We start from the raw sequence: 22134 nt of genomic DNA, 5'->3' as shown, positions 1-22134 counted from the left end.
GGGATGCGGGACGAAAAGCGACCCGGCGGGACGCGCCGGGCTTCCAGGCAGGCGTTCACGACAAACCGTTTGCCTGGGGCCATCGACGGATCGACCAGAAAGAGGAGCCGGGCCGGCACGCCGGCCTGGCGGCACGGGGAAGGATAAGGAGCTGAAGAGAGGATGCCGCGACGCAAGCGCAGCGAGACAGGAGCCAGCAGCGGGCGAGTCACCCTGGACGAGGTGGCCCAGCTCGCAGGGGTTTCGAAGGCCACCGTTTCCAGGGTCATCAACGGGAAGTCGTGTGTACGGCCCCACGTTCGCGAGCGAGTCATCAAAGCCGTCAAGAAGATGAACTACCATCCCAACGCGGTCGCCCGGGCGCTCGCCACCCGCAGGACCGGCCAGGTCGGCCTCCTGCTCGCCCTGCCCTCTTCCATGCCGGGCTACGGCTTGGGCCTGATCCAGGGTATCGAGGCTGTGCTCCGCCGGGAGCAGATGCACCTGGTGCTCAACGTGATGGACGCCCAGGCCGCGCAGTGGGATCCTCCCAGCACCGTGACCCAGCGTCAGGTGGACGGGCTCATCGTCGGGGGCGACCTCAACGGAGCCTCGTGGCTCAAGGAGCTGGCCGGCGACTCCCTGCCCGTCGTCGTGCTCGGAGACGAGGTGCCGGAGGGCGTCCAGTTCAGCGCGGTCACCATCGACTGGTTGACGCCGTCGGCACAGGCGACCGAGCGCCTGCTGGCCGCAGGGCACCGCCGCATCGGGGCGATCGTGCCGGGCGGGCGCTGGGGCGACCAGGTGCGTGCAGGCTTCGAGCGAGCCCTGGCCGGAGCCGGGGTCGCGGCCGATAGCTCCCGGGTTGCCCGGGTCGACGTCTCCGAACTCCGTAACGGCACGGCCCATGCAGCCGGCTACCGTGCAGCCCGGCAGGTGCTGGGGCTCGCCGAACGGGCCGGCCGGTGGACGCCCGGCGAAGGGCTGCCGGTCACGGCGCTGTACGTGGCCCACGAGGCACTGGTGCCTGGCGTGCTCCACGCCCTGAAGGAATCCTCCATCTCGGTGCCTCAGGACCTCGCCCTGGTGGTGTGGGGGCACGGTTCTGCCGGCGAGCAGGCGATGGGCCTGACGGCGGTGACGGTCAACCGGGAGCAGATGGGCCGGATGGCCGCGTTGATGCTGCTCGACCTGCTGAAGGATCGCGGGCGCCAGGCGGTGCAGCTCGCCATCACCCCCTCGCTCGTCGTCCGGGAGAGCTGTGGGACCCAGCGGGCCGAGCCGTCCAGGGTGTACTCGCTGGCCTGAGAGATGACCCGGCGCGAGAGCCGGGCGGGTTTGGACGGCGGCGACCTTCCCGGGAGGGAAGGCCGCCGCCCTTTTCGCGCGCCCGCCCTCCCTCGCCGGCCCCTCGACGGCAAAGGGACAATCTGGCTCCGGTGGAATTGATGGGCCGGAACGTTCGAGCCCGGGTGGAGGATGCTGGAGGACATGGAGGTGCCGTCGGTGACGATTCGGTTCGGCACAGACGGGTGGCGTGCCGTCATTGCGGACCAGTTCACGTATCACAACGTGCGCCTGGTGACGCAGGCGATCGCCAACTACCTGGGGGAGGCCGGCCTGGGGCGGCGGGAGGTCCTGGTAGGCTACGACACGCGCTTTGCCGCCGAGCACTTCGCTCAGGAGGTGAGCCGGGTACTGGCGGGCAACAGCCTCGCCGTGGGCCTCACGGCCTCCGACGTGCCGACGCCGGTGCTGGCCCACGCCGTCTTGCACCGCAGGGCCGCCGGGGCCATCATGCTGACGGCCAGCCACAACCCGCCGCAGTACCTGGGGCTGAAGTTCATCCCCGAGTACGGGGGGCCGGCCCAGTCGGACGTCACGGCCGCCATCGAAGAGCAGATCGTCCGCGTGCAGCGGGCGGAGGCGTCGGGCAACATGGTGGTCCGCACCCTGGACCTGGAGCAGGGCCGGCGCCAGGGGCTGGTCGACACCGTGGACCCGCGGATCGACTACGTGGAGCACCTCATGAGCGTGGTCGGCACGGCGCCGCTCTCGAGGGGCGTCGAGGTCGTCTACGACGCCATGTATGGAACCGGGCGCCATTACGTCGCCGAAGCCCTGGAAAACCTGGGGGTCCGAGTGCACCGGCTCCACGACCGCCGGGACCCGCTGTTCGGCGGAGGCGCCCCTGAACCCACCGCACAGCACCTGCAGGAGCTGATCCGGGCGGTGCGTTCCCGCCAGGGCGCTCTCGGGCTCGCCACGGACGGCGACGCCGATCGCTTCGGCGTCGTCGACGAGGACGGCACGTACTTGACTCCCAACGAGGTCCTGGCGATCGTCGCCGACTACCTGCTGGGGGTCCGGCAGATGCGGGGCAGCATCGTGCGGACCGTGGCCACGACCCACGTGCTCGACCGGCTGGCCGCGCAGTTCGGCGTGACGGCGCGGGAGACCCCCGTGGGGTTCAAGCACGTCGGGGCGTGGATGCGCCGGGAAAACGTCACCCTCGGCGGCGAGGAGAGCGGAGGCATGAGCATCGCGGGTCACATCCCGGAGAAGGACGGGATCCTGGCGGTGCTGCTGGTCACCCGCATCTGGGCCGAAGGGGGCATCAGCCTGCGACGGCGCCTCGCCGCCATCCACGAGCGGGTGGGGCCTGCGACGGGCCGCCGCGTCGACATGCCCATCGCCTCCGACGAAGTGAAGCGGCGCATCCTCGACCATCTCGCTTCCCAGCCACCCGATCGGTGGGCGGGCCAGCGGGTCGACAAGGTCGTGGTGATGGACGGGGTCAAGGTGATCCTGGAGAGCGGTGCCTGGTGGCTGCTGCGGGCCTCGGGCACGGAGCCGCTCATGCGGCTGTACCTGGAGGCGCCTGACGCCGGGCTCGTCGACGGTATGGAACGGGAGGTCCGCCAGCTCGTCGCCCGCATGGGGGCATGAGGGCGACCGGGGCAGCCCGATGGCCGGGATATGGCTGGTGGCGGCAGGCCGGATCAAGCACCCGGGGCTCCGGGATGCCGTCCGGGAGTACCTGCGGCGTACGGCGGGGTACGGCTGGCAGGTGCGGGTGGTCGAGGTGCGGGAAGGGGCGGGTGGGCGTACCGATCCCCGGGCGGTAGCGGAGGAAGAGAGCCGCCGGATGCTGCGGTCGTCCCTTCCGCCCGGCGCCTTGCGGGTCGCGCTGGACGCCGGGGGGCGGGCATTCACGAGCGAGGCGTTCGCCGGCTGGCTTGGGCGCCTCCTGGACCGGGTACCCGTCGTGTTCTTCGTGGGCGGCGCGTGGGGGCTCGGCGAGTCGCTCTTGCAGGAGTGTGACGAACGGTTGTCCCTGTCGCCGCTCACCATGGCCCACGACATCGCGCGGCTCGTCCTCGTGGAACAGATTTACAGAGCGGCCACCCTGGCCCGCGGTGCGCCATATCACAAATAGCGGCAAGGCCCGTCGTGGCCGCATTGATTGGGTGGTACCGGCCAAGGTATAATGAGCCCGCATGCGGGGGCGTGTCAGCTTTTCCTGCTTCGGAGCCGGATGCCTTGCTTGGACGGGGGGTGCGAGCGCGCGTGGTGATGATGCGTTGGAAGAAGATCTCCGACGCGGTCGTGCGCCGCCTGCCGCTGTACCTGAGGGTCCTCGAGGAAGCTCATCAGAGCGGCGAGACCAAGCTCATGTCCTCCCATGAGCTGGGGGAGCGGGCGGGGGTCAGCCCGGCCCTGGTGCGCAAGGATCTGGCCTGGTTCGGGGAGTTCGGCAAGCAGGGCGTGGGCTACGAGGTCGGCTACTTGCGCGAGGAGCTCCGGAAGATCCTCAACCTCGATCGAGAGATCCGGATAGGCCTCATCGGCGTCGGGAGCCTGGGCCATGCCCTCGTCCGGTACAACCAGCAGCGCTACGCGGAAGACAGCCACTTCAACCTCCACATCGTCGCGCTCTTCGACAACGATCCTTCCAAAGTGCATCGACAACTGGACGGGATGTTGATCCACCCCATCGATGCGCTTGCGGAGGTCACCAAGCAGGAGCGGCTGCAGATGGCGATCGTGACCGTGCCCGCCGCCGCGGCTCAGCAGGTGGCGGATCGGTGCGTGGAGGCAGGGATCCGGGCCATCCTCAACTTCGCTCCGGCCAAGCTCGTCGTGCCGGCCGGAGTCTATCTGGCCAACGCCGACGTGAGCCTCGAGATGCAGCGGCTGGCCTATTACCTGGGTGAATGATGCAACCGCGACTGCAAGACCGGCTGAGCCGCGACGGGCGTGCCGGCACGAGCGGCCTGGACGCGCTGGGGGTGCCGACGGAGCCCTCGGCGAGGGAACGCTACGTGCGGGAGATGTTCGACGCCATCTCCCCACGCTACGACCTGCTCAACCGCCTTCTCTCCCTGGGGCAGGACGTGCTGTGGAGGCGGCGGGCGGCGCGACTGGCGGTGACAGGGCTCCCGCGCGGATCGCGGGTGCTCGACCTCGCCACGGGGACGGGCGATCTGGCCAAAGAGCTGTTGGACCAACTGGGGCCCGGGGGAGAGGTCGTCGGGGTGGACTTCGCGCTGCAGATGATGGAGCACGCCCGGCGCAAGCTCGGGCGGCGCCTGACGCTGGTCGCGGGCAACGGGCTTCTACTCCCGTTCGCCTCTGGCGCGTTCGGCGCGGCCACTATGGCCTTCGCCGCCCGTAACGTCGTCGACCTCCGGCGATGCTTCGAGGAGATGCGCAGGGTCGTCCGGCCAGGAGGGCGGGTGGTCTGCCTGGAGCTCTCCCACCCCCGCGGGAGGCTGTGGCCCGCCCTCTACCACTTCTATTTCTACCGCATCGTGCCCAAGATCGGGCAATGGTTCATCGGGCGACGGGATCCTTACCGGTACCTCCCCCACTCGCTGACCCCGTTCCCCGACCAGGATCGACTACGAGCCATCATGCAGTCCGCCGGGCTCGAGCGGGTGCGCTACTACGACCTGCTCGGCGGCATCGCAGCGATTCACGTGGGCGAGGTGCCGCCCGGGGCTGGGACTGCGCCAGCCGAAGTGGAGGCCCGGGAGTGGACGTAGCACGGCAGATCCACGCTTACGTCGGGGACGCCCTCGGCCAGGTCGAGCGCATGCTGGAGCAGGTGCTCTCGGAGACCGAGGGGTTGGGAGCTCGCACCTCGCTGCACCTGCTCAAGGCGGGAGGCAAGCGCGTCCGCCCGCTGGTCACCCTCTTGTCCGGGCGCGTCTTCGGGGCCGCCGACCGGGACGTCATTCCGATCGCGGCCGCCGCAGAGATGATCCACATGGCCACCCTCGTCCACGACGACGTCATCGACCATGCCGATACCCGGCGCGGGCGGCCGACGGTCAACGCGGTCTGGGGCAACTACCCGGCGGTGCTGACCGGCGACTTCATGCTGGCCCGAGCCATGAGCCTCATCGTCGACCAGGGTCACCCCCGAGTGTTGAAGGTCATGTCGGACATGATCTACGAGATGTGCGAGGGGGAGATCGCCCAGCACGAGGCCAAGGGACGCCTGGATCTGACCGAAGAGGAGTACCTGCGGCGCATCGGGAAGAAGACAGCCCGCTTCTTCCAGGCGTGCGCCGAGAGCGGCGCCCTGCTCGGAGGAGCGACCCCGGCGCAGGTGCGGGCGATGGGCCAGTTCGGGTACTTCCTCGGGATGGCCTTCCAGGTGGTCGACGATCTGCTGGACCTCACCGGCGAAGCCCCGGTGCTCGGCAAGCCGGTGGGCTCCGACCTGATGGAGGGCGTGCTCACCCTACCGGTCATTCACATGCTGCAGCATCCCCGCTACCGCGACCAGCTCCTCTCTCGCCTGCGAGCGGTACCTCCTCCTCCGGACGACATGGCGGCCATCGTTCACCTGATCCGTCAAAACGGAGCCCTGCGATATACTGAGGAGGTGGCCCAGGGGTACGTGCTCCGGGCGATGGGGCTCCTGGCGGAACTGCCGGCCACCGAGGCGACGCGCCTTCTGGCCGAGATGGTGGTGGCGCTGGGCCAGCGCAAGAGCTGACACCGGCGGGCGGCCGCAGGCCCAGGGGAGTCGGTGGAGGGAGCGGGCGTAAGCGGGTGCACCCGGTGAGGGCGGCCGTGATCACCGTGAGCGACGGGGTGGCGGCAGGCCGGCGCGAGGACGCGAGCGGGCGCCGTCTGGTTGAGCTGCTCACGGGGCAGGTGGGAGCGGAGGTGGTATGGACTGCCGTGGTGCCCGACGAAAAGGAGCGCATCGCGGCAGCCATCGTGGAGGCGTGCGATCGGAGGCAGGCGGATCTGGTGCTCACGACCGGGGGCACCGGCATGGCACCCCGGGACGTGACGCCGGAGGCCACCGCCGCCGTGCTCGACCGGATGGCGCCGGGCATCGCCGAGGCAGTGCGGTGGTACGGCCTGCAAAAGACGCGTGCGGCCATGCTCTCCCGGGGGGTTGCCGGTATCCGAGGGCGGTCGTTGGTCATCAACCTGCCCGGGAGCCCGGATGGCGCCGGCGAGAGCCTGGAGGCCATCGCGGATCAGCTTGCTCATGCGGTGGGGCTCTTGCGCGGGGAGCTCACCCTGCACGAGCCTTCGCACCGCCATGAGCCCTGAGGGCGGGCGAGAGGCGTATGTTCAACATTGGGCCGGCGGAGCTCCTGGTCATCCTGCTCCTGGCCCTGATCATCTTCGGCCCGGGCAAGCTTCCAGAGGTGGGCCGGGCGCTGGGCAAGACGATCAACGAGTTCAAGCGTGCGACCAGCGAAACGAGCCTGCCCCCGGTGACCGGGCCGGCCGGTTCCGGTTCCACCCCGCCGCCCCGGCCGGACGGGTCCGGCAACGACAGGCCGGCGCCGGAGTCGACGGCGGCGCGCGGCGAGGCTGCCGCCCAGGCTTCCCCGAGCAGTTCGGGGCAGGGGGAGTCCGGTGGCGGAAAGGCCGGCTGAGGGCGAAGCGGTCTCCTCGGCCGAGCGCCTGGCGGGCTGGCGAGCCCGGCGCCGGCAGCCCGGCGCGGAGATGACCCTGACCGAGCACCTCGAGGAGCTCCGCTACCGGGTCTTCCTCTCCCTCCTGGCCGTGGCGGGCGGCTTCGTGGCCGGTTGGCGCCTGGTCCCCCCGTTCATGGACTACTTGCGCGCCGTGGGGGGCCAGCTGGTCGTGGTCACTCCGGCAGAGGCGTTCGTGACCTACCTGCGGGTCGCCTTTTCCATCGGGCTGGTGCTGGCCTCTCCGGTGCTGATGGCTCAAGTGTGGCTCTTCGTGGCGCCCGCTCTTTACCCCCACGAGACGGCGCTCGCGGTACGCCTGGCTCCTGCGGCGGCCGCGCTGTTCGCGTCAGGGCTCGGCTTTGGGGGCGCGTTGATGTTCCCTGTGGCGATGCGTTTCCTCGTCGGGCAGTCCGGCCCGGGGGTGATGCCGGCGCTTTCGGCGGCGAAGGTGGTCTCGTTCCTGTTCGGGCTGATGCTCCCGTTCGGCATCGTCTTCGAGATGCCCGTAGTGGCCTACCTGCTGGCCCGGTTGGGCATCCTCAGGCCGGCGCCGCTTCGCCGGATGCAAAGGTGGGCGGTGTTCCTCGCCTTCGTGCTGGCCGCGGTGTTGACGCCGACGGTGGACGCGGTGTCGCAGGTACTGATGGCGGGGCCCATCGTCCTGCTCTACGAAGTCTCCATCTGGACGGCGGCATGGGGCGAACGGGCCCGGCGCCCGCTTCCCCATCTCGTGGAACGGTCGGAGTGACGTATGGCGCAACCAGAGCCCTCACCATGGGAACAGCTGACGGAGATGCTGGCGCGCTCGCCGTGGGTGCGCCGGTTCGAATCGGTGCGGCGCTACCTGGCGGCAGGGCTGCTGCTGTTCGCGGTGGGATCGGCGGCCGCGTTCGCCGTGGCGCCGGCGGTCGTGGCCGACATGGAGCGCAAGCAGCCGGAGTTCGCCAGGCTGGTGATGCTGGCGCCGGCCGAGGGGTTCATGGTGCGGATCAAGGTGGCGCTGGCCCTCGGGGCGGCGATCGCGATCCCGGCCGTGATGTTCGGCGTGTGGGCGGTGGTGACCAGGGGGTGGCCGTGGGGGAAGCGGCTGAGCCGGTTCCTCTTCATCCCGGCCTCCCTCGGGCTCTTTTTCGGAGGGGCCTACTTCGCGTACGGGTGGGTCGTGCCGCCCGCGTTGCGGTTCTTGCTGGGTTTCGCCCGGGATCGGCTGCAGCCCATGATCTCCATCAACAGCTACACCAACTTCATCCTCACCATGGTGGTGCCCTTCGGGCTGGTCTTCCAGTTGCCGCTCCTGGTCTTCTTCCTGGCGCGCCTGGGCGTCGTCAGCCACCGCGGCCTTGCGCAGCGGCGGAGCTATGCGATCGTGGGCATCGCCGCCCTGGCAGCGGCTCTCACTCCCGGGCCCGACGTCTTCTCCCAGCTGCTGATGGCGGTGCCCCTGGTGATCCTCTACGAGGTGAGCATCTGGATCGCGTGGCTCGCCGCCCCGCGGGGCGGCGCCCGCCCCTCCTCGACCGACAGGGTGTAGGATGCCCTGTCTCGAAAGGCTCCCCGGTGAGGCAAACTAGCGGTCGCGGCGCGACCAGGGGGCGGGGCACAGCACATGGAGAACGACGCCGAGATCAACCAAAGAGCGTCGCTGCTTCCCATCTGGCAAGTCGCCGAACGGATAGGGTTGTCTGCGGACGACATCGAGCCGTACGGCCGGTACATGGCCAAGGTCCGCATGGAGGCGGTCCGCCGCGCGGCCCGAGAGCGCAGGGGACGCCTCATCTACACCACCGCCATCACCGCCACGCCGGCCGGTGAGGGCAAGACGACCGTCGCCATCGGCCTCACGCAGGCGCTGGGCCGGCTGGGCAAGCGAGTGGCCGTGTGCCTGCGGGAGCCCTCCCTGGGGCCGACGTTCGGGGTCAAGGGAGGGGCGACCGGGGGAGGGCTCAGCCAGGTCGCTCCCATGGTCGACATCAACCTCCACTTCACCGGCGACATGCATGCGGTGACCAGCGCCCACAACCTCCTGGCCGCCGCCGTCGACAACCACATCCACCAGGGCAACGCGCTCGGCCTCGACCCCAAACGGGTGTCGTGGCGCCGGGTCATGGACATGAACGAGCGGCAGCTCCGGCACGTCGTCGTCGGCCTGGGAGGGGCGGGGGACGGGGTCGTGCGGGAGACGGGCTTCGACATCACGGCCGCCTCGGAAGTGATGGCGGTGCTCTGCCTCAGCCGGGACCTCCGGGATCTCAAGGAGCGCCTGGGACGTATGGTGGTCGGGCAGACTGCGGGGCCCTCCAGGTCCCGGCGCTGGGTGAGCGCGCGAGAGATCGGCGTGGTGGGTGCCATGGCCGTCCTGCTCAAGGATGCCATCAAGCCCAATCTCGTCCAGACCCTGGAGGGCCAGCCCGCCTTCGTGCACGGCGGCCCCTTCGCCAACATCGCGCACGGCAACAACTCCATCCTCGCCACGCAGACGGCGCTCGGGCTGGCCGACTACGTGGTGACGGAGGGCGGGTTCGCCGCCGACCTCGGGGCCGAGAAGTTCTTCGACATCGTGGTGCCGCAGACGGGGCTCGTGCCCGACGTGGTGGTGCTCGTGGCATCCATCCGGGCGCTGCATCACCACGGAGGGGCCTCCAAGGGAGACCTGCACACGCCAAATCGGGACGCGCTGCAAAAGGGTTTGAGCAACCTCGACCGGCACATCGCCAACATCCGCAAGTTCGGATTGCCGGTGGTCGTGGCCGTCAACCGTTTCGCGGCCGACGACCCGGGCGAGATCCGGGCGGTCATCGAGCACTGCCGCTCGCTGGGCGTGCGGGCGGAGGCGGCCGACGTCGTGGCGAGGGGTGGAGAGGGCGGCCTCGAGCTGGCCGGGGCGGTGCTCGAGACCATCGAGGAGGAGCGACCGGACTTCCGGCCCATCTATCGGTGGGAGGAGCCGCTCGCCGGCAAGATCGAGCGCCTGGCCACCGAGATCTACGGGGCGGACGGCGTCGACTTCACGCCCGAGGCGGCGGCGGCCCTGGAGGATCTCTCCGCACACGGGTTCGGAGGACTTCCGGTCTGCGTGGCCAAGACCCAGTTCTCGATCACCGACGACCCTTCCCTGCGCGGCGCGCCTACGGGTTGGAGGCTCAAGGTGCGAGAGATCCGGCCGTCCCTGGGCGCCGGATTCGTGATCGCGCTCACGGGCGAGATCATGACCATGCCGGGGCTGCCCAAGGAGCCCGCGGCGCTACGCATGGACATCGACGAGACAGGGTACGTCACGGGCCTGTCGTAAACCGGTGCGAAAGGTGCGGGTGAGGCAAGTCGTGGCGGTAGAACGGACGCTGGTCATCATCAAGCCGGAGGCGGTCAAGGAAGGACTGGTTGGGGAGATTTTGGCCCGCTTCGAGCGCAAGGGGCTGAAGATCGCCCGCATCCGCGACGGCAGGGTGGACCGGGCGCTGGCGAGACAACACTACGCGCACCATGCGGACAAACCCTTCTTCGAGGGGCTCCTCGACGCCATCACGGCGGGGCCGGTGGTCTTCGCCATCATCGAAGGGCCTTCGGCCATTGCCCACGTGCGTAACCTGGTCGGCGCCACCAACCCGATAGAGGCGACGCCGGGCAGCATCCGCGGGGATTTCGCCCGGGAGCTCCCCTTCAACATGGTGCACGCCTCCGACAGCCCCGAGACCGCGGAGGAGGAGATCCGCCGGTTCTTCGGCGAGGGGGCCTGAGCCGCGGCGACGGACCAGGGCAAACGCGGCAGGAGCGGCGTCAGCGAGGGCGCCGCTCTTTTCGCAACCGGGCGAGATAGATCCGGGCGGCCTGCGTGGGGTCGACCCCATCCCCGGCGGGGGAGGCTCTCCCCGGGGCAGAGCCGGAGGCGCCCGAACGCCTGGCGAGGGCCTGCTCGCGTACCCGCCGGACCGTTTCGCCGGCGCCGCCGATCGCGCGGGCAGCGGCCGAGAGGCGACGGGCGCCGCCGAGCACGAGTTCCCTGGCGATCGCCAGGGGGCTCTCCCCCCACCAGCGGCGGACCGCCACGTCGGCGATGAGCAGGAGCCCGGCGGCTACCAGCAGCAGGGGCCAGGCGGGCGCCTCGGCCCACGTGCCCGGCCGGGACAGCGCAAGCCGCCCGAGAGAGGTGGCGGCCCTGGCGAGTTCGGGGGTCAGCTCGGGCGGCGCGGGAGACGGCTCTGCGTCTTGGGCGGCGTGGCGGCCGCTCGGCCCCGGAGCGCCACGCACGTAACCCAGCACCCGCCCGCCGCTATCGCGGGCAAGGCGCGCCAGCAGCGAGGGAGAGGGCATTCCCGGGGCGTACTCGGCAGGGTAGCCTCGGACCAGGGTTGCGTGCAGGGTCTCGTCGCCTGCCCGCAGCGTGACCAGGTACCCGCCGGGCTCGGAGGCCACGAACCAACCGGCGTACCGGCCGGGTGCCTCCTGCGCCATGGGGATGGAAGGCGACGGCGTGCCGGAAGGCCCGATGAGCGTGGCGGTCACGGGAAGGAAGTTGAGGGGAAGACCGTGTTCGCCTACCGCGTCGAGGGCGAGCCGTACCCGGTCGGCCTCCCAGTCTGCCAGGACGGTGAAAGTACCGGGGCCCTGGGCGGGCATCACCCAGCGAACCATGCGCACCAGGCTGCGGCGCGCCAGCCCGGAGCGTTGCCACTGGTACCCCCACGGCCCGGTGAGGCTGGAAGTGAAAGCGACGACCCGCCCCAATCCGATGCGCCAGGTTGCGAGCACCGGGTCTCCCTCGGGGGATGCGAGCAGCACCCGGGCCGCCGGGCGGGGCGTGGTGGCGACGTAGCCGCCCAGCGCCGGCAGCTCGCTTGCGGGATCCGCCGGGATCGGCCCATCCTCGCCGTCCTGGCGGCCTTCAGGGGTCCACACCGGAACGACCGGGGTCGTGACCATGGCCGACCGGGTGACCGTCAGGGTCTCGGACGCGAAGATCTGCGGCAGGCGCTGCAGCTGCCGCGTGAGATAAAATCGCCCGTGCCCCCACCGTGCCAGGTCGGCGAGCAACGCCGCGTCGGCATCGGGCCCGATGGCCACCGTGCTGATGGTGATGCCCTCGGCTGCCGCCCGCCGGGCCATGGCCTCGAAGTCGGCGGCGGTCGACTTGCCGTCCGACAGCACGATCGCGTGGCGGACCATGGCCCGGGTACCGGCGAGGGCCCGGAGGGCCTCTTGCAGGGCAGGCCCCAGTTCGGTGCCGCCGTCGGCAGCCAGCCGGGAGAGGCCCGCCAGGAGGGGCGCCGGATCCCGGAGCTGCTCCAGGGGAGCGAGCCACCGGGGCTCGGAGTCGAAGGCCAGGAGCCCTACCCGGTCCTCCGGGGTGAGCAGCTCGATGGCCGCGGCCGCTGCCCGCCGCGCGGCGTCGAGCTTGGTGCCCCAGGCGTCCCGCTCGCTCATGCTGCCGGACTTGTCGATGACCAGGACGAGCGCCACCCGAGGCACGACCAGGCGCCGTGGCACCTCGGAGCGCACCGGCAGCACGTCGTCGAGGGGGGTGCCGAGGTACCCGCCCGGGCCGTAGGATGCGGGCCCTCCGGTGACTACGAGCCCGCCACCGGAATCCCGCACGAACGAGGCCAGCGCCCGCATTTGCTCCGTCGACATCGAGGATGCGGCGACGTTGTCGAGCACGACGGCGGCGTAACTGCCCAGCCGGGCGGCCTGAGCGGGGAGCGCGCCGGCCGGCGCGCGATCCACCTCCAGCCCGGCCTGCTCGATCCATGTCGCCCCGGCCGGGGCCGTTCCCTGCCCGTCGCTGCCCGTGACCCACAGGATGCGCCCGGGCCGCCTTGGGGATATGGCCACGCTGGCCCGGTCGTTTTCGGGCACGGCGTCGGGCCCGGCGCTTTCGACGGCCAGCGAGTAGACGGCCATGCGCCCGTCCGGTAGGGGCGATCGGTCGTCGTAGCGGAAAGCGGACCACCCTCCGGGAAGGTGGACCTCTCCCCGCCACAGCTCCTCTCCGTTGCGCGACAGCGTCACCCTGGCAAGTTGGGCCTGGGAGGCGTAAAGGCGAGCGCGCACAGGGACGGGCCCGTGGCCGGGCGGCACGTCCGGGACTTCGATGCCGGCAACGGCGACGTCAGGGGCAGGCCTCGCGACGACGGGCAGCACGTCGATGGGCACGCGGACCTCCTGCGCGCCGGGCGCCTGCTCCCCATCCGTGGCGCGGGCCTGGCGGGTCACGTCCCCGCGGGTCTGCCGCCCGTCGCTGATGAGCACGATCCGCCCGCCGGCAGGTCCGCCCGTGTCCGCCAGCAGGCTGCGAGCGGCAGCCAGCGCAGCCTCCAGATCGGTGTCCGACGGGTCGAGGCCGGAGTCCCCCGTGGGCCGGCGAGGCAGGTCCGGTCGTCCGCCCCGGTAGACGCCGGCCAGCCGCGGCGTGGCGCCCGCTTCCACGATCCATGCCCGGTCGCTCCGGCCCAGGTGGCGCAACGCCTCCCGCAAGAACGCGTCGATCTCTCGGCGGGCATCCTCCGGCACGCTGGCCGACCGATCCACCACGAACACCCACCGGCGCCCGGCCGGCGGCCAGGGCACCATCAGGCCGCTGAGGGCTGCCAGGGCTGCCGCGACCGCGATGGAGCGCAGGGCCAGCGACCGGCGCCATGCCGCCGCGAGAGCCCCGCCGGCGCCGGCGCGCCCCGGAAGCCGCGCCAGCATCCAGTGGAGCGCGGCTTCGCCCGCCATCGCTGCGGCTGCCGCTGTCGCCGCGTACGGCCAGAGTGGCAGCTCCCGGGCCGATCCGGCCGCTGGGGCAGGGGTGTCCAGAGGAGGCAGGTTGCGCCCGGACAGGTCGGACTCGGCCGGGCCGGCCGGCTGGACGGCCCACATGGCCACCGGGTTGGTGGAGGGTTGCCCCGCGGGCCACAGGGAGTAGACGCCGGCCCGTTCGGTCGCTTCGAAGGCGGCGTCGCTGGCCGCAGGCTCCCACGGGCTCACCTGCCCGTCCGGCGCGACGAGGAGCAGCTTCTCGCCGGGCGGGAGCCACAGGCTCACGGGCCGTCCGGCCCCAACGGAGGGCTGCACCGGCTCCCACAGGCCTGGAGCGGCATCCCGGATGACATTGGCGACCAGCACGGGGAAGGCGACGTGCTCCGCCAGGTTGGAGTCCTCCAGGGCGAACGCAGTCTCGACCCGCCGCTGCCCGCTCTTCTCGTCGGTCCACTCCCACATGGCGGGGCCGGCGGCGGTCTCCGCCAGAACCTCGGCCGATGGGGGAGGGGGGGCGGCTGCCGGGGACCGGCGGATCCAAACGCCGTCCAATGGCACGAAGCGCAGCAGCGGATGGCTCTTCTGCCAGAAGAGAACGGGCTCCCACGGCGCTTGTTCCCGGACGGGCGGCCCGTCTCCGGGAACTGCCTGCGGCATCACCCACCACAGGGGCGCTCTCCAGGCGCCAGAGGAGGATGCCGGCGGCTCCGTCCCCCGGAAAACCACGAGGTCGGGGGCTCGCACGCGCCCGCAGGAGGCGTCCGGCGCGGCGGCGGGAGGGGCCACGGCCCCTCCCGGATCCCAAACCACGGCCACGTTGCCTGCCGCTGCCAGAGCGTGGCGCAAAGGCGCATAGGGGCTTCCGCGCACGCAGACCAGGGCGGGCTGGGCAGGGTCGCCGAAGACCAGGGTGCGGGCGTCGTCCACGGCCAGGGCGTCCGGCCCCTGGGTCTGAATGCGGGCTTCGAGGGACCCGAGCCCCCGCACCTGGTAGGCGAACACGGTTCGCCAGGCCTGCCCCGGCTCCAGGGTCAACGTCTCCCGGCGCTGCACGCCGAAGTCCCCCTGCACCGAGAGGGCTGCCCGGGCGGGCGCACGCCCGAAGTTGGTCACCTCGACCATGACGTCGGCCTGCCCGGGGTCCGGGCCCGAACGATGTGCCTCGAGGGCCGTGACGGCGACGTTGGGGAGAGGGCCGTCGCCTACGGGCAGCACCCTCAGCGGCACGGACCGGGCCAGCTCCTCGAGCCCGGTGCGGGAGCGGTCGTCCATCACGCCGTCGGTGGCGAGCCAGACGAAGACGCTGCGCCCTCTTGCCTTCAGGCCGGCGAGGGCCGAGAGCGCTCGCTTGAAGGAGGCCTCTCCGTCGGAGGGTGGGGGGATCCGGCGAAGCAGGTCGCGGGCTTCTTGCGGCGAGCGAGCAGGCCCCAGAAGGGTGGCCTGCCCCGGGCCTACGCCGCCGGCCCACCATTCCCGGATGCCCCGCGCTTCCTCCTGCCCGGCGGCCTCGGCGAGGGCGCGGATGGCCATGGCGAAGCGGCTCTGCCCGCCCTCCTCCGCCTGCATGCTGGCCGAGCGATCGACCCACAGCACGCCTACCTCGGGCCCGGTGCTCGATACCCGCGCGATGGGACGGCTCAGGGCGAGCCCCAGCAGCAGGAGCGCCACCATCTGCAGCCACATGAGCAGGTGCGGCAGGAGCCGGCGGAGAGGGGCTTCGTGCCTCACTTGCTGCTCCAGGAGCTTCCACAGCAAGAGGCTCGAGACGGGCACGGTCCGAGGCCTCGGGCGTACCATGTGAAGCAGCAGGATGACCAGCGCGCCGCCCAGGGCGGCCGCCAGCCACGCCGGAGCGCCGAGCGTGAGCGACCAGCTCCCGGGAGGCTGGTTCATCGAACCACCCCGGCCTCCCGGAGCGTCCGGACGACCGTCTCGAACGGCGACAGGTCGGAGCGCAGAGAGGCGTAGCGCCCTCCTCGATCCTCAGCGGCGCGCCGGAGGCCCGCCTGCCACGCTCGAAGTGCTCGGACGTAACGGGACACGGCAAGCGGGTCCACCCGTACCCAGGCGCTCTCCTGCGTCTCGACGTCGACCAGGCGTAGCTCTCCGATTTCGGCCGGTGCATGTTCTTCCGGGCTCAAGACGTGCAACAACACGAATGCCCGGCGGCCATGCTCGAGCAGCCTCAGGGCCTTCTCCACTTCCGCGGGGGGCTGCAGGAGGTCGCTGATGACCAGGGTCAGCGCGGGGCCCGCATGCCGGCGCGTGAGGGCTGCGGTCCACCGGTCGAGCTCCGTCGCGCCATCGCCGGCCAGGCTTCCGAGAGCCCTGACCAGCCTGCGGAGCGTGACCCCGGCCAGGCCGTCGAACGCGAGGGAGCGGATCCCTCCCGGGCCCGGGAGGGCCAGGCGAAGGGGTTCTCCCGAAGCCAGTGCCACGTAACCGAGGCACGCGGCAAGCCCCGCCGCGAAGGCCAGCTTGGACGGCTGCGCCTGGCTCATGGAGGCGCTGGTGTCGAGGAGCAGTTCCACGGGAAGCCCTTCTTCCCGGGCGTGGGTACGCACGAAAGGCCGGTCGAAGCGGGCAAGGGCCTTCCAGTCGATAGCACGGAAGTCGTCACCCGGCATGTACTCCCGGTGGCTCAAGAACTCCAGCCCGGAACCCGGGCGAGAGACGGGGCGCCAGGCAGGCCGTGTGCCCTTCGGGCGGAGTTCGGTGGCGAACCGGAGCTGTCCGAGCACGCCGAGCCACCGTTCATCCAGCACCGCGGCCCACCTCTTGCGCGGCGGACTCCCGCCACACCGCCCGCAGGATGTCGTCGGGATCCACGCCCTCGGACTCGCCCTGGAAACTCAGGACGATGCGGTGGCGCCAGGAGGGGAGCAGGACCTGCTCCAGATCCTCGGGCGTCACGTGCATCCGGCCGAGCAAGAGCGCTCGGGCCTTGGCGGCCATCACCAGGGACTGCGCTCCCCGGGGGCTCGCGCCGTAGCGGACGTAGCGCCTCACCATCTCGAGCGACGACTCGTGGGGGTGGGTGGCCTCGGTGAGAGCGAGTACCACTTCCAACATGGAGCGGGATAGGGCCACCATGCGCACTGCACGCTGGATGCTCAGGATCTCTTTGCGCCCGATGACCGGCTCCACGCTCGGCACGTCGACGCCGGTGGTCCGATCCACGATCCGGGCGAGCTCTTCCCGAGACGGGTAGGGCACCTTTACCTTGAAGAGGAAACGGTCGAGCTGCGCCTCGGGAAGCGGGTAGGTCCCTTCCATCTCGATGGGGTTTTGCGTGGCCAGCACGAAAAAGGGCTCCTCGAGGACGTGCTCCTCGCCGGCCACGGTGACCCGGTGCTCCTGCATGCACTCCAGGAGCGCGGACTGAGTCTTGGGCGTGGCCCGGTTGATCTCGTCGGCCAGCACGACCTGGGCGAAGATGGGGCCGGGCTGGAAACGAAACGTGCGCGCCCCGCCCGCAGGGTCCTGCACCAGGACCTGGGTGCCCACGATGTCGGCGGGCATCAGATCGGGCGTGAACTGGATGCGGGAATAGGTCAGGTCGGTCACCCGGGCCAGGGTCTTGACCAGCAGGGTCTTGCCCAAGCCCGGCAGGCCTTCGAGCAAGACGTGGCCTGCGGCCATCCATGCGACGAGGGTCTGGTCGAGCACTTCCTGCTGGCCGACGAGGACCCTGCCCACCGCCTCTCGAATCCGGCGGGCGCTCTCCGCCGCACCGGCGACCAGGCGCTCGGCCTCGGCGGGATCGAGGGCCGCGCAAGCCCCGGCAGCGGGCTCGCTTCCGGCGGCGGAAGAAGACGCGTCTCGCAAGGCTCTTCAACCCCCCTGGCCTGCTACGGCCTCGAAATAGCGGCGGACCGCATCCCGGTACTCCACCGGCACCCGTTCCAACAGCGGAGCGAGTTCCTGGACCGGGGTGCCGTCCTGCCCGGGCGGGCCTTGCTCCCATGGCACGGCCGGGGTCCCCCTTGGCGGGGGCCCTGGCGGCCCGGGAAGCATGACGGCGCTGCCCGGCCCCAGCTGCGGATGGGAAGGGACGGGGACGGCGCCGGAGCCATCGGGCCACGGGCCGGGAGCCGGCATCTGCAAGCGCCCTGGAGTGGTGCCGGGCACGTCGGAGGGGCGGGTGTCGGCCGCTTCTCGCGGGGCTCCGGGGCCCCGTCGGGCCGCGCCGCTGAGGCCCTTGCCCTCGTCGGGCCGAGCGGGCGCGCCGGCCCGCCGGGGCTCCGTTTCGCGACCGGCCGCAGCCGCTCCCGGCGCGCCCTGGTCGGGGGGCCGGTCCCCTGGTAAACGAGACGATGCTCGCCCGGGGTCAGCAGAGGTGCCCGGTTGAGCGGGTGCCGGCGGAGTCTGTCGCGCGGGCTGCGATCTCCCGTCTCCCTGCCCGGGGGGAGAAGAGGATGCCTGCCTCCGATCCCCGGCGCCTTCCTGGGGCGTTGCGGCGCCTGCCCCGCCGTCCGAGTCCCACGCGGTGGAAGCGCTGCTGCCCGCTCCGTCGCGTGCCAGGAGCGCCGCGAGTTGAGCGGCCCGGTCGGCCGCCTGAGGGGAGATCTCCCCCATCGAGGCCAGCTGCATGAGCAACGCCAACCGTTCACTCCAGGGGAGGCCGGCTCCGTACCCTTGCTCCGCCCAGGAACGATCCGCGGGCAGCGTGCCGCCCGGGACAGCCCCGCCGGCAGGCGGGATGGCCCAGGCGGCGCCCGGCGCGCCTGCGAGGCCGGGCAGCCCGGGGCGTTGGTCCGGACTGCCCACGGGGGAAGAGAAGGGGCTTTCAGGAGTGGCGTTCGCCGCCATGACCCGTTCGAGCTCGCGGGCCGCTTCGAGTGCCGCCGGGTCCCGGCTGCGCAGGCCCTCTTCTCGCAGAGCCCGGGAAAGAGCCTTCAGGAAAGCGGCCTGGGACGCGTCCAGGGGCACCTGCGCCGCCTGGCGGGCACGCCACGCCGCAATCTCCTGGTGCATCCAGCTGGTCAGCTCGTGGACAAGGTTCCATGCGGGCGCCGTGCCCATCCACGCAGCTACCGCCAGCAGCGCCACGGACGCCCTGACGCCCCTGACCGGAGGGGCGATGCGGTCCTCGACGGCCCGGTCCGACAGTTCCGGACGCCGCGACAGGCGATCCGCTCGAGAGAGGATGGCCGGGCCGAAGGGCGAGGCGATAGTGCCGTGGGCCCACTCCCATGCCGTCACGGCAAGGTGCTCCCACCCCAGCACGGCGTCCATACGGGAAACCACGGCGATCTCTGCGTCACGCCGGCGCCGTGCCCGCAGGCCGGCCCGGCTCACCGCCGTCACCGCCGCCGTCGCGCCCAGGACGAGCGCAGCTCCTGCCGCCCAGGGCCGGCCGGTCGCGGCCGTTGCGGGGCCCATGGCCGCCGCTGCGAGCATGAAGGCCGTAAAGGCGACCGACGCCACCGCCAGGCCGCCCAAGAGGGATCGCTGCCAGCTCCGGCGCCGGTTCAGCCGCACCAGGCGGCGCGCCTGCCGCACGAACAGAGAGGGCTGCCCGTCCGGACGCTCAGCGGCCATGGGGATCTCTCCTCCCCATTCGCCGGCGGATGGCTCCCGTGACGGCGATCTCCCCTGCGGCTACGACCGCCAGGCCCACCAGGGCGGCCTCCGGGAGCACCGCCGCGGGAAGCCCGGGCGCGGCCGCCGGAGGGGCGATGCGAGAGACGAGCCACAGATAAGCGGCCGCGCCAAGCCCGACCTCTGCCCAGGCGGCCGCGGCTCGGGCCGGCCCATCGAGGCCGATCTTCGCGGCCGCCCACCACGTGGAGGTGGCCAGGGCCCAGGCAACCGAGATGGCGGCCGGGGGCAGCGCGCCCCACGGTCCGGCGCCCGAGAGGCGCGCGGCGAACAAGCCCCATGGAAGGGAGAGCAAAGCGGAGAGCGCCCCCGCGGTGGCCCCCGCCAGCGACAGGCCAAAGGTCGTTTGCCGGGGTGTCACCTCGCCACTCGCCAGCCAATCGTCCAACGTGGGCGTGAGGCCGGTAAGGCCGTCTGGAGCCGGGAGCTCGTCGGACGTTTCGTGGACGCGCAGGGACGAGGCCACCCACCACCCTGCGTAGGACGAGAAGAGCCACGACACGGCGGCCCACAGCCACAAGACGGCAAAGGGATACGGTCGAGCGGGGTCGGCGGGCGACGTCCAGCTCGTCGCAGCCACTCCGCACGCAGCCACCCAGGCGGCCACGGCAGTAGCCATCTGCCGGGGTCGCATCGCTTGCGCCACCGCCCACCAGGCCACCGGGATCATGGGCCGTCACCTCCGAGGAGCCCGGCGGAGAGCGCGGCCACTGCCAGGACGTGCGGCGTCACGTCTTGCCACGGACCCGTTTCGAAGCGGACCCTGGCTATGGGGCGGAGCGACCGGCCGGCCAGCACGACGTAGCGTGGCCGGGTGCCGCCGTCCTCCCCGGTCGCCGCCAATCTGGCGCCCCACCGGGCGGCGGCGGCCACCAGGTCCTGCAGGTCGCGCTCGCCTGAGACAGGGTTCGAGAGGAGTTCGGCGAGCCGGGTCTCGAGCGTACCCGCGTCGAGAGGCAGGCGGTGCGCCTCCTGCGCGTCGAGCCGGCGGGATGCAGGCCCCGGGCGCAGGCGCCATGTGTCCCACTCCACCTCCCCGAGCCCGGCAGGCACGGCGCCTGCGACGCTCACCAGGGCCATGCGCCCCTCGACGTTGCCGGGCGCCAGCACCCATCCGGGCGATACCTCGACCGCCAGCGGCAAGACCCAGGAGGAAGGCGGGCCCTGCGTCCGGTCGCCGTCGCCGCCGGCCTTGCCGTTCGACGGGGACCGATCCGGCATGAGCGAAAGCCGCCATCCGGAGGGCCCCCCCTCGTCTCCCGCGCAACGCTCTGCTACCAGGCCCACGACGCCGCCGGGAAGCTCCTCCGGCCACGGAGGGAGGGGGAACAGCTCCGGCCCGCCCGGTAACGACCGTATCTCCCAGGTGCCAGGCCGGACGCCGGTCGCCGCCAGCAGCAGCTGGACTCCGGCCGTATCCGCGCCGTGGCGAGGCGCATCGCCGGGTGCCTGGTAACCGGCCGCGCTCCGGGCTTCTGCCATGTCCGGAGCGGGGCGGACCAGGAGCAACCCGCCGGGTGCGGTGACTTCCCTGACGACCAGCCTCCCGGCCCAGGATCCGGCCGCGAGGGCAGCCACGACGAGCCCTGCGCCGGCGAGGATCCATCGGCCGGAACGCCAGCGACCGTACGCCCGGAGCCATCCCCACATGGCCGCTCCGTACGCTACGGCGCCTGCCAGGGCGACCCAGCGCGGGGGAAGGCTCACCGGACGGGATCCAAGCTGGTCCGCGAGGTCTTTCCGGAAAGGATCGACGCCGGATCCCCACGGCTCACCGGCAGCGCCCTGGCTCACGCCTGAGGGAAGTCGTGTCGTCGAGCTCGCTGCCACGAGGCCGAGGCGGCCGGCGACGAGGGCCGCCTGCACGGGCGAGGGACCTCCTTGGCCCGCCGCCTCTTCCGGAGACCACCGTGTCACCCGGGGCCAGCGGGCAAGCTCGCCGGGTGCGACCAGAGTGCGAGCAGGGCCAGCGCTCCAGTGTGCGGGGGCGCTACGGGGCAAGATCACCGGCCTGCCCGAACTGGCGTACCGGAGAAGAGCCTCAATCTGGACCGGCGCCGCGCGCTCCAGGGGGAAGGCAGGATCGACGGCGAGCAGCGAGACGGCATCCCAGGCCTCCGCCATCGGGGGGAGGTCCAGCGGATGGACGACGTACACCACGCGCAAAGGGCAGGGGGCTCCGCCGGCCGCTTGCCACGCGCTCAGCCATTCCCAGCCTGACCTCTCCGGGCTCAAGACCACCGCCAGGCATCCCCTTGCCACGCTCTCGGCGGAAACCCGGAGCGAGATCGACGCGCTGCCTGTTCCTGCTCCAGCCGCTCCCTGCGGGCCTGGAGCGGCCTGCACTTCCGCCTCTACCGTGGCTGCCGGCCCGTCCTGCGGGATGGCCAGCCAGAGGGTAGCCCCTGCCCGCTCGGGGACAGTCAGCGGATAGCGGTACTCCGTGATGGCCCGGCGGCCGCTCACCAGGGACTTGCGAGTGATCCGCACCGTGAGCGTGACGTGCTGGACACCGGATCCGGCCGGCACAACCAGGCTCACCCTCAACGGGTTGAGCGCGCCGGCCACGGTCAGTCCGCCAAAGCCCCAGGCGGTCTCGAGCCGGACGTCGGGGCCGGAGCGCGCCGGTGGGTTCGCTGCCCCGGCTGTCCGGGCGTGCACCGGGGCCGGAGGCGAAGCGACCACCGCCAGGGCCAGAGCAAAGGCCAGCGATCCCGACCAGGCTTGCCGCCCCACCGCGGCGTCCCCACCCGTGGCTGAGAGCCCGTCTCGATGGCATTGTATCAGAGCGCGCAAAGAAGCGGCGGCGCCGGGGGCCTGATCTCAGGCCACAGCCGGCCCGCCGGGTTCCGGACCTCCA

Annotated in this window: 18 protein-coding genes; 12 read left to right on the top strand and 6 right to left on the bottom strand. The window is 71.8% G+C overall.

Features of this window, described 5'->3' with window-relative positions:
- Positions 1–162: 162 nt before the first annotated feature.
- From U7230_RS11600 to ndk, 12 genes are all read left to right on the top strand, one after another.
- Positions 163–1287 (top strand): LacI family DNA-binding transcriptional regulator, encoded by a 1125-nt coding sequence (locus U7230_RS11600; protein WP_324715995.1) that lies wholly within the window; start codon positions 163–165, stop codon positions 1285–1287.
- Between the two features lie 183 nt (positions 1288–1470).
- Positions 1471–2928, top strand: coding sequence for a phosphoglucomutase/phosphomannomutase family protein (locus U7230_RS11595; protein ID WP_324715994.1), 1458 nt, complete (start codon positions 1471–1473; stop codon positions 2926–2928).
- A gap of 19 nt (positions 2929–2947) precedes the next feature.
- Complete coding sequence (locus tag U7230_RS11590) at positions 2948–3418, top strand: 23S rRNA (pseudouridine(1915)-N(3))-methyltransferase RlmH (RefSeq protein ID WP_324715993.1); 471 nt, start codon at positions 2948–2950, stop codon at positions 3416–3418.
- A 137-nt stretch (positions 3419–3555) separates the two neighbouring features.
- On the top strand, positions 3556–4200 hold the full coding sequence (locus U7230_RS11585; protein WP_324718237.1) for a redox-sensing transcriptional repressor Rex: 645 nt from the start codon (positions 3556–3558) through the stop codon (positions 4198–4200).
- The gene (locus U7230_RS11580; RefSeq protein WP_324715992.1) at positions 4197–5027 is read left to right on the top strand and encodes a class I SAM-dependent methyltransferase; all 831 of its coding nucleotides are present in this window, start codon (positions 4197–4199) and stop codon (positions 5025–5027) included. Before U7230_RS11585 ends, U7230_RS11580 begins: the two co-directional genes overlap by 4 nt.
- On the top strand, positions 5018–5989 hold the full coding sequence (locus U7230_RS11575; protein ID WP_324715991.1) for a polyprenyl synthetase family protein: 972 nt from the start codon (positions 5018–5020) through the stop codon (positions 5987–5989). The genes U7230_RS11580 and U7230_RS11575 overlap by 10 nt, the downstream gene beginning before the upstream one ends.
- Before the next feature lie 56 nt (positions 5990–6045).
- Entirely contained in the window at positions 6046–6561 is a 516-nt protein-coding gene (locus tag U7230_RS11570) for a MogA/MoaB family molybdenum cofactor biosynthesis protein (RefSeq protein WP_324715990.1), read from the top strand.
- A 17-nt stretch (positions 6562–6578) separates the two neighbouring features.
- Positions 6579–6893: a twin-arginine translocase TatA/TatE family subunit gene (gene tatA / locus U7230_RS15545; protein WP_404980517.1), complete on the top strand. Its 315-nt coding sequence runs from the start codon at positions 6579–6581 to the stop codon at positions 6891–6893.
- Positions 6874–7683: a twin-arginine translocase subunit TatC gene (gene tatC, locus U7230_RS11560; protein WP_324715989.1), complete on the top strand. Its 810-nt coding sequence runs from the start codon at positions 6874–6876 to the stop codon at positions 7681–7683. Before tatA ends, tatC (U7230_RS11560) begins: the two co-directional genes overlap by 20 nt.
- 3 nt (positions 7684–7686) lie before the next feature.
- Positions 7687–8466, top strand: coding sequence for a twin-arginine translocase subunit TatC (tatC, locus tag U7230_RS11555; protein WP_324715988.1), 780 nt, complete (start codon positions 7687–7689; stop codon positions 8464–8466).
- Positions 8467–8541: 75 nt separating this feature from the next.
- The gene (locus U7230_RS11550) at positions 8542–10224 is read left to right on the top strand and encodes a formate--tetrahydrofolate ligase (RefSeq protein ID WP_324715987.1); all 1683 of its coding nucleotides are present in this window, start codon (positions 8542–8544) and stop codon (positions 10222–10224) included.
- A gap of 31 nt (positions 10225–10255) precedes the next feature.
- Positions 10256–10669: a nucleoside-diphosphate kinase gene (ndk, locus tag U7230_RS11545; RefSeq protein WP_324715986.1), complete on the top strand. Its 414-nt coding sequence runs from the start codon at positions 10256–10258 to the stop codon at positions 10667–10669.
- A 40-nt stretch (positions 10670–10709) separates the two neighbouring features.
- Here ndk and U7230_RS11540 read toward each other — a convergent pair whose 3' ends face one another.
- The 6 genes from U7230_RS11540 to U7230_RS11515 are packed head-to-tail and all read right to left on the bottom strand — an operon-like array spanning position 10710 to position 22010.
- A complete protein-coding gene (locus U7230_RS11540; RefSeq protein WP_324715985.1) occupies positions 10710–15563 on the bottom strand; it encodes a VWA domain-containing protein in 4854 nt (1617 codons plus the stop codon).
- The gene (locus U7230_RS11535; RefSeq protein ID WP_324715984.1) at positions 15560–16435 is read right to left on the bottom strand and encodes a DUF58 domain-containing protein; all 876 of its coding nucleotides are present in this window, start codon (positions 16433–16435) and stop codon (positions 15560–15562) included. The genes U7230_RS11540 and U7230_RS11535 overlap by 4 nt, the downstream gene beginning before the upstream one ends.
- Positions 16425–17498, bottom strand: coding sequence for an AAA family ATPase (locus U7230_RS11530; RefSeq protein ID WP_324715983.1), 1074 nt, complete (start codon positions 17496–17498; stop codon positions 16425–16427). The genes U7230_RS11535 and U7230_RS11530 overlap by 11 nt, the downstream gene beginning before the upstream one ends.
- A 6-nt stretch (positions 17499–17504) precedes the next feature.
- On the bottom strand, positions 17505–19214 hold the full coding sequence (locus U7230_RS11525) for a hypothetical protein (protein ID WP_324715982.1): 1710 nt from the start codon (positions 19212–19214) through the stop codon (positions 17505–17507).
- The gene (locus U7230_RS11520; RefSeq protein WP_324715981.1) at positions 19204–19944 is read right to left on the bottom strand and encodes a hypothetical protein; all 741 of its coding nucleotides are present in this window, start codon (positions 19942–19944) and stop codon (positions 19204–19206) included. The genes U7230_RS11525 and U7230_RS11520 overlap by 11 nt, the downstream gene beginning before the upstream one ends.
- A complete protein-coding gene (locus tag U7230_RS11515) occupies positions 19941–22010 on the bottom strand; it encodes a hypothetical protein (RefSeq protein WP_324715980.1) in 2070 nt (689 codons plus the stop codon). The genes U7230_RS11520 and U7230_RS11515 overlap by 4 nt, the downstream gene beginning before the upstream one ends.
- Positions 22011–22134 lie beyond the last annotated feature (124 nt).

This window comes from Limnochorda sp. L945t, assembly GCF_035593305.1.
Lineage (GTDB): Bacteria > Bacillota > Limnochordia > Limnochordales > Geochordaceae > Carboxydichorda > Carboxydichorda subterranea.
Note: the sequence above shows the minus strand (reverse complement) of the source record. Positions and strands in the feature narration are given on the sequence as shown.